We start from the raw sequence: 11,777 nt of genomic DNA, 5'->3' as shown, positions 1-11,777 counted from the left end.
GGGAAATCCATGCTGCCCTGCGTGTGACTGCCGAAGCAAGCACCCCGGCTGCCGCTTGTTGCGCAGGCCGTCTCAGGGAAAACAGCGATGCCGCCAGCCCGGCTGACTGGCGCGAATGCGGCGCGCAGGTATCATCGCGCCAACCCAGCAACCGCGCCGCGACCCTTCGGGAGGCCAGATGTCCGGACAGTTCCTTCGACGCACGCTTGTGACCCCGCTGCTGATCGCCGCCACGCTTGGCGTGCCGGCCACCGCAGTGCGGGCAAGCGATGCAGGCAAATCGGCCGCGGCGGGGCCCGCACCGATGCAGTTCGTCGTGAATATCGGCAAGACCGGACGCGGCGGCACGGTGCTGCAGGTGCAAGTGGTGCTGGAGGCGGCCACCCCGGCCGCGAGCCAGACGGTTGATGCCTACAAGCCGCAACTGCAGCACGACATCAACCTCATCATCGCGCGCCAGACGCCGGAGAGCCTGCGCACCGCAGAGGGCAAGAACGCGCTGGCCGAGCAGATCCTCGAATCGGTGAATGAAACCCTCGGGACCAAGCCCAAGAACGGCGTGAAGCAGGTGCTGTTCACCCACTTCATCCTGCAGCAGCCCTGATTCGGCGCCCTCAGCGCGCCTGCGTCAGCCCGGCGAAGGACTTGACCCGGTTCTTGCCCTGGCGCTTGGCGGCGTACATGGCTTCGTCGGCGCACTGCAGCAGCTTGATTGCCTGTGTTGCGTCACCCGGGGCGAGGGCGTAGCCCACACTCGCGCTGACGCGGCCGGCCAGCGCGGTGACATTGCGGATCGCGGCAAGCAGGTGCTGCGCCAGGGCTTCAGCGCCGGCCGCATCGCGGACCTCGGCGAGCACCAGGAATTCGTCGCCGCCGAAGCGGCCAACGGCGTCTTCGACCCGCACGCTGGCCTGCAGGGCGGCGCCCACGCGCACCAGCAGTTCGTCGCCCTCACCGTGGCCGAACTCGTCATTCACCGACTTGAAGCCGTCGAGGTCAACGAAGTACAGCGCCACCGGCGCTTGCAGGGCGTCGGCCAGCACGCCGTCGATGCGCGCCATCATGGCGCGGCGGCTCAACACATCAGTCAGCGCGTCGCGCTCCACGCTGCGGCGAAGTTGCTCCTGCGCAATCGTCAGATCATGCACATCGATCGTCACGGTATAGAGCCCGAGCACCGCGCCGTCATCGTCGAAATCGGGCACGAAGCTGGTCCGCAACCAGCGCGGGCCGTGCGTGAGGCCATCGACCAGGCGCGAGTAGTGCACCGTCTCACCGGCGAGCGCCCGTTCAAGGTAGGGCAGGTGCTCCTGCCACACCGCATCGCCGCGCACCGTGCGCAGGTGGTGATCGACGATGGCCTCGGCCGGTTTGCCGCAGGCGTCGCGGTAGGCCTTGTTGGCAAAACGGATCACGCCGTCACGGTCGAGGTAGATGAGCGGGTTGGGGATGTTCTCGGTGAAGCGGTCCAGCCGCACCCGCGCGGCAATCAGCGCTTCGCGTGCAAGCACGTCTTCGTGGATGTCGGTCGCGATGGTGAACACCGAGGCCACCACGCCATTTTCGATATCGGGAAACACCTGCATCCGGGCCCAGCGGGGCGGATGCGGCGGGTGGGTCAGCAGGCGCTCGTAGCTGCTGGTTTCACCGCGCGAAAAGGCGTGCTCGAAGGCCGGCCGCGCGGCATTCCAGGCAGCCTCACCGTACAGTTCCGCCAGACTGCGCCCGAGCAACTGATCGCGCGAACGGCCGGCCCACTGCACGTAGGGCGAATTGCAGTAGATCAGGCGCGCAGCCGTGTCCCAGCGGCCGATCGGCAGCGCCACGACTTCGGCGAGGCGTTCGATATGCGCTGCGGGGGTGGGCTGGGGATCGGGCATGCCGCCGATTGTAGGACCCGCCCGCGGGCGCCGGCTAGGGAAGGCCTGAATAATTGGCTGCGACGGCGCATCGCTGCGTTGCGGCGTGCTCGCTCCCGCGCCTATTCCGTTGATATGGCTTGGTCGCTGCGCGCGCCGCGCCTTGCGCTGCATCCGTCTCGCTCACTTATTCAGACCTTCCCGAGCTTTTGCTAAGCCACGGGCGGCACCGCAGCGGGCGCCCAGGGGCGCTCGCCGGTCGCCTCGAACAGCACGAGGCTGGCGCGCAGATCGAACTCCAGCTGGTGGTAGGCCGGCTCCATGTGCTGGCACAGCTGGTAGAAGGCCTTGTCGTGATCGCGCTCCTTCAGGTGGGCCAGTTCGTGCACGACGATCATCCGCAGGAATTCCGGCGGCATCTCGCGGAAGACGCTGGCCACGCGGATCTCGCGCTTGGCCTTGAGTTTGTTGCCCTGCACCCGCGAGATGGTGGTGTGGGTGCCCAAGGCGTGGCGGATCACATGCAGCCGGTTGTCGTAAGCCACCTTGCTGAGCGGTTCCGCGCTGCGCAGGTAGCGCGACTTGAGCGCGCTGACGTAGTCGTACAGCGCACGGTCGGTGCGCACTTCATGCGCCTGCGGGTAGCGCTCGCGCAGCACGGCGCCAAGACGGCCCGCTTCAATGAGGGCGCGCACCGGTGCGCTGAGTCGCTCGGGGTAGCCGGCGAGGTAACGGAAGGGCGATTGGGGCTGCATGGGATGGCAGTGTGCCGCAATCAGCCAAGGTGTTTGAGCGCTTCGCGGCGGCTCAGCGCGGCCAGCCGGTCGCCCATCTGCGCCACGAAGGATTGCACCGCCGCCGGGTGATGCCGCGCCGCATCGCGCAACGCCCAGCCGATGGCCTTGCGGATGAAGAACTCGCGCTCGGGTGCCAGGCGTTCCGCGTAGGCGAACAGGCGCGCCAGATCGGTGGCCTCGCGCCAGCCCAGCTGGTGCAGCATCGCGACGCGCCGTACCCAGAAATCGCCGTCCTGCACCGCCCGATCCATGCTTGCCTGGGCACCGGGGTCGCGCACCCGCGCGCGCTGCAGCACATCGCCGATCACACCGGCGAGCGGGTCAACGCTGTCCCACCAGGCGCGCGCCCGCACCAAGTCGAGCAGGGCCGGCAGCTCGGCCAGCGTGATCTGTCGCGAATGGCGCGCAAGCAGATCCGCTGCGACGTACTGGAATTCCCGCTCCGGCAGTGCCCACAAAGCTGTTGCCGCGGCGATCAGATCCGCCGCACAAGGCTGCCGCAAGGCGCGGATCAGCGGCAGCGTGGCGGCGCGCCTGGCCGGCGTGGCGATCCCGAGGAAGGGAAAGCGATGCTTCATGTAGGCCTGCATCGGCACGCGGCGTTCGGCCGAGGCCAAGGGCAGCAGCGCGGCGAGCACCTGCTGGGTGAAATCGCGGGTATCCATCGTGGATAAGTGGCAAGCGTGGGCCACTACTTTGCCATGGCGGGCGCCGGTCGCACGGCGGTGCCGGCGTCTGGCTGCAACAAATCAGGCCTGCTGAGCTAGACTGAGCTCAATAAGCGCTCAATGACTTACGCATGAGCGTGGCACTGACACAGCAGGCAGGCATGGCAGAACGCATCACATCAGTAATCCGGGAGCCGCAGCGATGAGCGTGATCGCCGTCGTGAACCGCAAGGGCGGCTCGGGCAAATCAACCTTGGCAACCCATGTTGCCGGCTACCTGGCCACACGCGGGTGTTCGGTGATGCTGGGCGATGTCGACAGGCAGCAGTCATCGCGGCTCTGGCTTGGCCTGCGCAGCCCCGAACGGGCGCCGATCCGCGGCTGGACCATCGACGAGCGCAATTTCGCGCGCCCGCCGCTGGGCACCGAACATGTCGTACTCGACACCCCCGGCAGCTTCCAGGGCGTGGGGCTGATGAAAGTGGCGCTCTACGCCGACGCGATCCTGCTGCCCGCCACCAGCTCTGTGTTCGACCGCGCCGCCGCAGCCGACTGCATTGCCGAGCTGCGGACCTTGCCACGCGTGGCCACGGGCAAGTGCCGCATCGCCTGCGTCGGGATGCGGATCGACGCTCGCACGCGCAATGCCGAGGCGCTGAGCGCCTGGGCGGCCGGGCTTGAGATCGACTACCTCGGCACGATCCGCAGCGCGCAGGCCTACTGCAAGTTTCTCGAACAGGGCTTGTCCTTGTTCGACTTCCCGCCGGCACGGGTAGAAAACTATCGCCACGACTGGGCCTTGCTCACTGCGTGGATCGACGAGGTGCTTGCCTTTGAAGCGGCACCGCCCCGCCTGCTGCGGCCGGTGGCATCGCAAGCCGCCAGCGCACCGGAAAACCCTTTGTGCGCGAGCTTCCTCTCCCGTGCGGGTCTTTCCCGCGGCGGCGCCTGAAAGCGGCGCGCGCTGCAATGAAAACGGCCCTGAGCCGCGAGGCTCAGGGCCGTTCTGCAAGCTCGCCCGCGCTTCCTACTTGGCTTCGGCGGCGAGTGCCGCGTTGCGCGTTGCGATGAATCGCTTGAGCGTGTCATTGCTCTGGATGCTGGGCGCCAGCGCATTGCCCGGGTAGGGGCCGCCGCGCTGGGTCGCCAGCGGATTCGACTCGTTCACCCAGCTTGAATAGGTGTAGCTGTCGCCGGTGGCGGCGGCGCGCTTGTACTGCGTATCGCCCGAATCCGGTTCTGCGACGTTTGTTCTGGCAATCGCCGGCTCGATGCGCCCAAGCCATTGCTCGATCATCGGGCCGGTGCGGCCAGCCCAATCGAACCATTGCTCGCGCAAGGCGGCAATTTCGGCCAGCAGCTTGGCCTGATTGGCGGCGCTGGCGAACACGATGTCGTAGAGCCGCGGGTTCACGCCGTCGATGCGGGTTGAACGCCAGCTCTTCGCGCCGCTTAAGGCGGTGGCCGATGCAACATTGCGGAAGGGCGGATTCTCGGGCCACGAGGCAATGTGGTTGTCGCGAAACGCGAAGTCATAGTCGTAGGGGATGTAGCTCCACTTCTTGGTGTCCGGGTGCTGGTACAGGTAGTAGTTGTTGGCGACCCGAACGTAGTGATCCACCGCGCCGATCGCGATGTCTACCGCTTGCGCTCGAATGAAGCCGTCGACATCGAACACCGCTTCAAGTTGCGCCACGGTGGTCGCCGGATCGCTGACCAGTGCGATGAACTTCTTCAGCTCGGTACGGCCGGCCGCAAGGCTCGACTTCTTCGTCTTCAGATCGTAGTTCGGCAGGTAAGGCTTGAACTGCGAACGCTGACCATTGCTGTCGTTGATGTCGCTGTTCACCCAGGCCGGGTCGTTCGCCTTCGCGGCACCAATCCACTCGACCCGGTTGGCCGGGTCGGGCTGCTCGATACCGATCCGGCAGAAGCTGCCGCTGACATTCGTGCCGCCACGCGCTTCAAAACTCAGACAGCTATCCGGATCGTTCGCACTCAGGTCGCCGCCGCCTACCTTGAAGAGGTAGCCGTTCTTGCCGAAGCGGCGCTGGACCAGCAGTTTGTCGACCGGTTCGACCAGGCTGAAAACGCCCATCTGGTAGGTCTGCGGCAAGGGGCGGCCGAACAGCGTTGTTTCGCGGGCGCCTGCGGTCACCACCAACTCAAGTGAGGCATGAACGGCACGCCCGGCCACCACGCCGCGATCGTTCAGCATGGCGTAGGCGAGCGGCTCGCGCAGATAAGTCGGGTCGTCCTTGTTGAATTTGAGGGCAAAACTCTCCATGCCCATGAAGGTGCGGTCCTTGTTGCCCGGCACCGGTGCAATGTCATCGGCCACACGCCGGTAGCACGGGTGACCATCAACCGCCGCCGGCCCGTTGGCATCGATACAGGCGTAGGCACTCTCATCGCCGCTGAAGTCCTCGTCAAACTTCAGATTGATGTGGAAGCGTCGCGGGCCGCCGGTCCATTGCCCGGTGCCGGCGTCCTGCGTCCAGGCCTCGGGCCACTGCCGGCTGGTGTTGCCGCGCATGCGGAAACCGACATCCGGCATCGACTTGATCAATGCGCCGTTCGCGTCGAGGTACTCGAGCGTGCCGCGCCGATAGACTTCGCTGATCGACCACAAGGACCAGCCGCCATTGCCGTGTGCATCCTGGTCATAGCGCGAGCGTTCGGTGTTCTGCACAAAGGCCTGCCACTCGTCTGCGGTGATCGTCAGGCGCAGGCGATGCAACTTGCTGTTGTCCAGCAGCGGGGCGCCGGGGTCGCTGGCGGTGCTGGCGCAGCGCACGGCAATGTCGGCCACGTCGCGCGCCTGCACCGCCCCGACCCCACGCGCGATGGCGCAATAGGCGCTGGCCGGTTGCTGCACGATACGGACATCGAAAGCGGCCCCTGTGCCGGCACGTGAGGCGAAGCTGAACTTGGCATTGCCCGCCAGTTCCAGCGGCGCCCCGCCATTGAGCGAAACGCTTACCTTCTCGCTCGCCGGCAAGCCGGTGAGTTCGCCGCCGATGGCGTAGTCGGCCGGTGCCGGCGGCGGGGGTGGCGGGGGCACCAGGCAGCTGACGAGCAAGTTGCTGACATTGGCCTTGGCAACAGTGCCCGCCCCGTTGCTCACTTCGCACACTGCGCCGGCGGGCTGGGTCATCACCAGCGCCTGATACGTCGCGGCATCGGCCAGCCGCGTCGTGAAGCTGAACGCGCCATCGGCGCTCACCGTGAGCGGCGCGGCGCCGTTGAGCGTGAGCACCATCGTGTTGCCAAGCGGCAGCCCGCTGACAAGGCCGCCGATGGTGTAGTCGGTGACGACAGGTGGTTTGGGTTCAGGCGCCGGGGTGCTGCTGCTGCCGCCACCACAGGCGGCAAGAACCAGAGTTGCCAGCAGGCTGGCGGCGAGGGGGAGATTTCGCATCGCGGGTCCGGAAAGATGAGGTCGATAAGAACAGCGCAAAGAAAATGCCGGGACTACCGCCCGGCATTCTGAGGTGTTCAGATTCGCACGGCATGACCTGAATCATTCGCCGGGCGAACCAAAGCGCCGCATCTCAGCTTTCAAGGGAAGGCTTGCTCTGCCCTTCATCCTCGCGCGGCCAGCAATCGCCAATCCATGCATCGAGCAGGGTGTAGGTCACCGCAAGCACCACCGGCCCGATGAACAGGCCAACGAGGCCGAATGCGAACAAGCCACCGATGACGCCCGCAAAGATCAGCAGCAAGGGAAGATCGGCGCCTTTCTTGATCAACCAGGGCCGCAGGATGTTGTCGAGCGAACCGACGATCACGGTCCACACAACCAGCACGGTGCCCCAGGTGTTGTCGCCACTCCAGTAAAGCCAGGCGATTGCCGGCACGAGCACGAGGATCGGGCCTAGCTGAGCAAGGCAAAGCATGAACATCACCGCCGAGAGCAGGCCGGCAAACGGCACGCCGGTGATCCACAAACCCAGACCGCCGAGGGTTGACTGCACCAGCGCGGTGACGACGATGCCGAGCGCCACGCCACGAATCGCCTGACCGGCGAGGATCACCACCTTGTCGCCCTGGTCGCCGGCCAGTCGCCGTGCGAAGCCGCGCACCCCCCGCGCAGCCGCCTCGCCCGTGCTGTAGAGAATGGCGGCGATCACTACGGTAAGCAGGAACTGAACCCCCACCATGCCGAGCGAGCCGGCATGGGCCGCCGTCCACTTGAGCGCTTCGCCGGCATAGGGCTTGATGCTGGCGATCAGCGGGGTGATACCGGCCACCGCGATCGTGTGCCAGGACTCCGCCAGGCGCGTACCCACCAACGGCAGGTTGGCCACCCAGCTTGGGGGTTCAGGCACCTTGGCTTCGGCGAGCCTGGGCAGCAGATCGGCCAGCGCGCCGGCATGGGCAACCACGGTGGAGATGCCGATCGTCAGCGGCACGAACAAGACCAGCAGGAGCGCGACCACCATCACCAGGGTGGCGAGGCTGCGCTTGCCCCACAGCCTTGCCTGCAGCGCTTTCATGATCGGCCAGGTGGCCACCACCACCATCGTGGCCCAGATCAGGCCGCCGATGAAGGGGCTCAGGATCCACAGCGAGGTCAGGATCAGCAGTGAGATCGTCACCACCGCCAGCAGGGTGCGTGTGACTTCAGGTTGCTTGGGCGACATTGTCGGGCTCGTGAGGGAAGTGGGAGCCCCGATTCTGATCGCAGCGCATGACACTGCCAAGCGAAGCGACCGATCAGCGGCCCTGCAAGGCCATGAGCGCTGCGCGCAGATCGCCGCTGACGATCCGTGCGGGCACCGCCAGCATCAGGTTGACCGGCAGGCCGAAATCCTCGACGCGCAGGCCCTGTGCATCAAGCAAACCCTGCGCATCGCGCCGCAACGGCCCGAACAGCCGCGCAACACGCGCCTGCAAGGCTTCACCATCGGGCAGGTAGCCGATCACCGGCTTGCCGCGTGCAATCGCAAACCCCACCTCAAAACAGGTACCCGAATCGGGCTCGGCGCCGCGGAAGGGCGCCAGGTTCGCGAGCACCGCATCGGCCGCATCGATCATGGCGATGTTGTCGGCGTAAATGCCCGCCGCGTCCTGCCCGGTGCCGTCGAGCGGCACCAGGGCTTCATGGCCGAAGCGCATGCAGCATTCGCGCGCCTCGGCGGCCCAGCGCAGGGCATCGGTACGAAACACATCTGGGCCGGCGAGGTAGAGCTTCATGGCGCTGCGGGGAACGAAAGGCGGGCGCCACTCTAACGCAGTCTGCGACGGATGGGGTCGTCTCCCGCTCAAGTCCTGCACTACTTGAGCCGTTAAGCAGACTCTTCCCTGCCCCGCATGGCATTGCGTTCCGCAGGGGTATGAGCCGGAAAAGTGGAGGTCACCCATGTTCGCCAGACTGAGCCTGAAAACCCGCCTGTTGGTGCTCGTCGCGGTAGCCCTGCTCGGCATGCTGTTTCTTGCCACCCTGCAGATCGCCCATTTGCGCACGCAGCTGCTCGAAGACCGCAAGCTCACACTGACTTCGGCCGTCGACATCGCGTACAGCGTCGTCGCCGGTCTGCAGGCGCGGGTGGAAAAGGGCGAATTGCAGAAGGACCAGGCCCAGGCACTCGCCAAACAGACGCTCAAATCGATGCGCTATCAGGGCAAGGAATACTTCTACGTCTATGACTCCAAGGCCATGGGCGTGGCGCACCCGATCCGGCCCGAGTACGAAGGCAAGAGCCATTGGGATCGCCAGGACAAATCCGGCACCTACACCGTGCGCAAGATGGTGACCGCCGCACTCGACAAGAGTGGCTTCACCGACACGCTGACCGCCAAGCCGGGCGGGACGGAACAGGTGCCCAAGCTGCAATACCTGCGGCATTTCGAACCCTGGGACTGGGTAATCGGTACCGGCCTTTACGTTGATGACCTCGATGTCGTGTTCCGGCAGGAGCTGATGAAGGTGCTGGCGGCGATCGTCGTGATTCTGATGCTCGTCGGCCTCGTCGCGACGGCGGTGGTAAGGGCGGTGTTGCGCGACATCGGCGGCGAGCCGGTCAAGGCGGTGGCCGTGATGCGCGCGGTTGCGAATGGTGACCTCACGGTCAGCCTGGATAACGCGCGCAGCGACAGTCTGCTCGGCGAGCTTGACCGGCTGGTGCGCAAGCTCCATGACGTGATCGGCGAGATTGGCGCCGGCGCAGCGCGCGTGACGAGCGCGGCCAAGGAGATCAACGCCGCGTCGACGACCGTGGCGGACGCTGCCGCAGAACAGACTGACAGCACCCAGTCGATGGCCGCGTCGATGGAGCAGTTGACGGTTTCAATCAATCACATCTCCGACAACGCCGCTGAAACCGCGCGCCACGCCAGCGACGCGGCCGAGCTGGCGAGCGAAGGCAAGGGCCAGGTATCGAAGGCTGCGGACGATATCGGCAGCATGGCGTCGACCTTGGGCGGGGCCGCCGAACAGGTGCGCGCGCTGGCCAAGAACGCCGAGGAAGTCTCGCGTATCGCCCAAGTGATCAAGGAAATCGCCGGCCAGACCAATCTGCTCGCGCTCAACGCTGCGATCGAGGCGGCGCGGGCCGGCGAACATGGCCGGGGTTTCGCGGTAGTGGCGGATGAAGTGCGCAAGCTTGCGGCCCGCACCGAAACGGCCACCTCGGAAATCTCGCATGTCGTCGAGCGCATCCAGCACGATACGCTGGACGCTGCGCAAACCATGGACCATGCGCTGCCGCTGGCCGACAAGGCGCGCGAAGCGGCGGCGACGGCGGCCGATACGCTGACCCGGATTGCAGCTGGCGCTCAGGCCGCCGAAGCCTTGGTGCGCGATGTCGCGTCATCCACCCGGGAACAGAGCCAGGCCAGCAGCCTGCTCGCGCAGCAAGTCGATCGCATCGCGCACCAGGTCGAAGAAACTGCAGCGGAGATGAGTTCTGCAGCCCAGACTGCGCAGGCACTGGAACAGACGGCCGCCGAGCTCGACAGCGTGACCTCGCGCTTCCGCGTCTGAGGCCCGCTGGCGGGCCTCAGCGCAACCTCAATACGGCAACAATGCGGGCACCCCGAACAGCCAGGCGTGGCCGTGCATCACCGCGCCGGCAGCGATCAGGCCGATTACCGCCGCCTTGAGGTCGGCGCCCAGTACGGGCGTCACCACGGCCCGCTTGCGGAAGACGACGGCCACGATCAGCACAAACGCCGAATAGGCCGCGAAGCAGCCGAAGAGCACGGTTTCCCGCAAGCCGCCGTTGGCGAACAGATGCATCAATGACCAGATCAGCACACCAATGACCATCGGATGGTGCAGGCGCGCGCGCAGGTAGCCGGGAAAGTTGAACCCGCCAGCGACGAACAGCACCAACGCCAGGGTGACTGCCAGCGGTGCCAGGCGGATGGCCGCCGCACTGGGGGCAAACAGCTGCGGGTTGGGTGTATTGGGCCAGCCCAGCACCACCAGCCCGAGCCCGGCGAAGGCGTTGATCGTGACGACGCCCCGCCAGCCGTTTTCACCGGCACGGGCAACGGCGGCGCGGCGCACCGACGGAATCGACGCCAGCACATGCACGACGAAGAACATGGACAGGCCCAGCAACATGATCGACATGAGGAACTCCGAAGATTGGCGCGCAAGGCGCCAAGTATCTGAACAAACGAGGCAATTTTCTTGACACGGCGCAATGGCGGCAAGCAGAATCGGGCCCCTGCGCCGCTTTGATGTCCTCAGCTTGCTGGGCGCCGACCCCGACCGGGCCGAAATCAGCTAAAGCGAGACGCGTTTCAAAAGAACCCGTTCCGCCACCGAGGCCGAGCGGGTTTTCTGTTTTGAAGGCGCTTCATGACGCTTTACGTTCCAGACCATTTCGCCGCACCGGATCGCGACGCCATCATCGCACTGATCGCGCAGCATCCGTTCGCCACGCTGATCAGCGTGGCCGAGGGCGAACCGGTCATCACCCATTTGCCGCTGGTAGCCGACCCGACGGGCACCCTCGTTGGCCATGTGGCGCACAGCAACCCGCACGCCGCCCTGCTGGCCGATGGCGCTGCGGTCACGGCCGTGTTCCACGGCCCGCATGTGTATGTATCGCCCACCTGGTACGAACAGCCTGGCGTGCCGACCTGGAACTACGCGACGGTGCATGTTCACGCCAAGGTCCGCGTGATCGAAGGCGAAGCCGCGCAGGCGATGCTCGACCACCTGATCGATACCTTCGACCCCGATCCGCTCGGCGAGACCGGGACGCGGCACCTGCGGCAGGATGAACGCGCGGGCATGCAGGCCCACATCCACTGCTTTGCGCTCGACATGCAGCGCGTCGAGGCCAAGTTCAAGCTCTCGCAGAACAAGTCGCCGGCCGATCGGCTGCGGGTGATCAGCGCACTCGGCCAACAGGACAACCCGGACGCTGACGCGATCGCCAGCCTGATGATGAATACGCTCGCCACCGGCCGCTGATCGCGCGCCCGCCCCTGAA

Annotated in this window: 11 protein-coding genes; 4 read left to right on the top strand and 7 right to left on the bottom strand. The window is 66.0% G+C overall.

From position 1 onward, the window contains the following. The first annotated feature begins 178 nt into the window (after window positions 1-178). Window positions 179-604 carry a flagellar basal body-associated FliL family protein gene (locus OPU71_RS09165; RefSeq protein WP_267727575.1) on the top strand — a complete coding sequence of 142 codons (426 nt, stop codon included), beginning with the start codon at window positions 179-181 and terminating at the stop codon, window positions 602-604. Window positions 605-614: 10 nt separating this feature from the next. On the opposite strand, the gene OPU71_RS09160 is transcribed toward OPU71_RS09165, so the two are convergent. From OPU71_RS09160 to OPU71_RS09150, 3 genes are all read right to left on the bottom strand, one after another. Then, window positions 615-1,880 carry a diguanylate cyclase gene (locus OPU71_RS09160; RefSeq protein ID WP_267727572.1) on the bottom strand — a complete coding sequence of 422 codons (1,266 nt, stop codon included), beginning with the start codon at window positions 1,878-1,880 and terminating at the stop codon, window positions 615-617. Between the two features lie 191 nt (window positions 1,881-2,071). Further along, window positions 2,072-2,614, bottom strand: coding sequence for a M48 family metallopeptidase (locus tag OPU71_RS09155; protein WP_267727571.1), 543 nt, complete (start codon window positions 2,612-2,614; stop codon window positions 2,072-2,074). A 20-nt stretch (window positions 2,615-2,634) separates the two neighbouring features. Continuing rightward, window positions 2,635-3,321, bottom strand: a complete 687-nt coding sequence (locus tag OPU71_RS09150) for a DNA alkylation repair protein (RefSeq protein ID WP_267727570.1) — start codon at window positions 3,319-3,321, stop codon at window positions 2,635-2,637. Window positions 3,322-3,526: 205 nt separating this feature from the next. Here OPU71_RS09150 and OPU71_RS09145 point away from each other — a divergent pair, with 205 nt between their 5' ends. Then, a complete protein-coding gene (locus OPU71_RS09145) occupies window positions 3,527-4,276 on the top strand; it encodes a ParA family protein (RefSeq protein WP_267727569.1) in 750 nt (249 codons plus the stop codon). Window positions 4,277-4,351: 75 nt separating this feature from the next. On the opposite strand, the gene OPU71_RS09140 is transcribed toward OPU71_RS09145, so the two are convergent. The 3 genes from OPU71_RS09140 to OPU71_RS09130 all read right to left on the bottom strand — a co-directional run bounded on the left by OPU71_RS09140 (window position 4,352) and on the right by OPU71_RS09130 (window position 8,523). Next, complete coding sequence (locus tag OPU71_RS09140) at window positions 4,352-6,745, bottom strand: CotH kinase family protein (protein ID WP_267727567.1); 2,394 nt, start codon at window positions 6,743-6,745, stop codon at window positions 4,352-4,354. 133 nt (window positions 6,746-6,878) lie between these two features. Continuing rightward, a complete protein-coding gene (ydiK, locus tag OPU71_RS09135; RefSeq protein ID WP_267727566.1) occupies window positions 6,879-7,970 on the bottom strand; it encodes an AI-2E family transporter YdiK in 1,092 nt (363 codons plus the stop codon). Window positions 7,971-8,043: 73 nt separating this feature from the next. Next, window positions 8,044-8,523: a nucleoside 2-deoxyribosyltransferase gene (locus OPU71_RS09130; protein WP_267727564.1), complete on the bottom strand. Its 480-nt coding sequence runs from the start codon at window positions 8,521-8,523 to the stop codon at window positions 8,044-8,046. A gap of 166 nt (window positions 8,524-8,689) precedes the next feature. On the opposite strand from OPU71_RS09130, the gene OPU71_RS09125 reads away from it, so the two are divergent. Beyond that, window positions 8,690-10,312, top strand: coding sequence for a methyl-accepting chemotaxis protein (locus OPU71_RS09125; RefSeq protein WP_267727562.1), 1,623 nt, complete (start codon window positions 8,690-8,692; stop codon window positions 10,310-10,312). 27 nt (window positions 10,313-10,339) lie between these two features. Here the strand turns inward: OPU71_RS09125 and OPU71_RS09120 are convergent, their stop codons facing one another. Further along, window positions 10,340-10,906 (bottom strand): NnrU family protein, encoded by a 567-nt coding sequence (locus OPU71_RS09120; protein ID WP_267727559.1) that lies wholly within the window; start codon window positions 10,904-10,906, stop codon window positions 10,340-10,342. Window positions 10,907-11,137: 231 nt separating this feature from the next. On the opposite strand from OPU71_RS09120, the gene OPU71_RS09115 reads away from it, so the two are divergent. Then, window positions 11,138-11,758 carry an FMN-binding negative transcriptional regulator gene (locus tag OPU71_RS09115; protein WP_267727556.1) on the top strand — a complete coding sequence of 207 codons (621 nt, stop codon included), beginning with the start codon at window positions 11,138-11,140 and terminating at the stop codon, window positions 11,756-11,758. The last annotated feature ends 19 nt before the right edge of the window (window positions 11,759-11,777 follow it).

Source organism: Niveibacterium sp. 24ML, from assembly GCF_026586805.1.
Lineage (GTDB): Bacteria > Pseudomonadota > Gammaproteobacteria > Burkholderiales > Rhodocyclaceae > Niveibacterium.
The sequence above is the reverse complement of the archived record's forward strand: the minus strand, read 5'-3'. Positions and strand labels throughout refer to the sequence as shown.

Bases quoted from the DNA above. Each gene is read 5' to 3' on its own strand.
- OPU71_RS09165 (WP_267727575.1), top strand. From the start codon at position 179: ATGTCCGGACAGTTCCTTCGACGCACGCTTGTGACCCCGCTGCTGATC.
- OPU71_RS09160 (WP_267727572.1), bottom strand. From the start codon at position 1,880: ATGCCCGATCCCCAGCCCACCCCCGCAGCGCATATCGAACGCCTCGCC.
- OPU71_RS09155 (WP_267727571.1), bottom strand. From the start codon at position 2,614: ATGCAGCCCCAATCGCCCTTCCGTTACCTCGCCGGCTACCCCGAGCGA.
- OPU71_RS09150 (WP_267727570.1), bottom strand. From the start codon at position 3,321: ATGGATACCCGCGATTTCACCCAGCAGGTGCTCGCCGCGCTGCTGCCC.
- OPU71_RS09145 (WP_267727569.1), top strand. From the start codon at position 3,527: ATGAGCGTGATCGCCGTCGTGAACCGCAAGGGCGGCTCGGGCAAATCA.
- OPU71_RS09140 (WP_267727567.1), bottom strand. From the start codon at position 6,745: ATGCGAAATCTCCCCCTCGCCGCCAGCCTGCTGGCAACTCTGGTTCTT.
- ydiK (WP_267727566.1), bottom strand. From the start codon at position 7,970: ATGTCGCCCAAGCAACCTGAAGTCACACGCACCCTGCTGGCGGTGGTG.
- OPU71_RS09130 (WP_267727564.1), bottom strand. From the start codon at position 8,523: ATGAAGCTCTACCTCGCCGGCCCAGATGTGTTTCGTACCGATGCCCTG.
- OPU71_RS09125 (WP_267727562.1), top strand. From the start codon at position 8,690: ATGTTCGCCAGACTGAGCCTGAAAACCCGCCTGTTGGTGCTCGTCGCG.
- OPU71_RS09120 (WP_267727559.1), bottom strand. From the start codon at position 10,906: ATGTCGATCATGTTGCTGGGCCTGTCCATGTTCTTCGTCGTGCATGTG.
- OPU71_RS09115 (WP_267727556.1), top strand. From the start codon at position 11,138: ATGACGCTTTACGTTCCAGACCATTTCGCCGCACCGGATCGCGACGCC.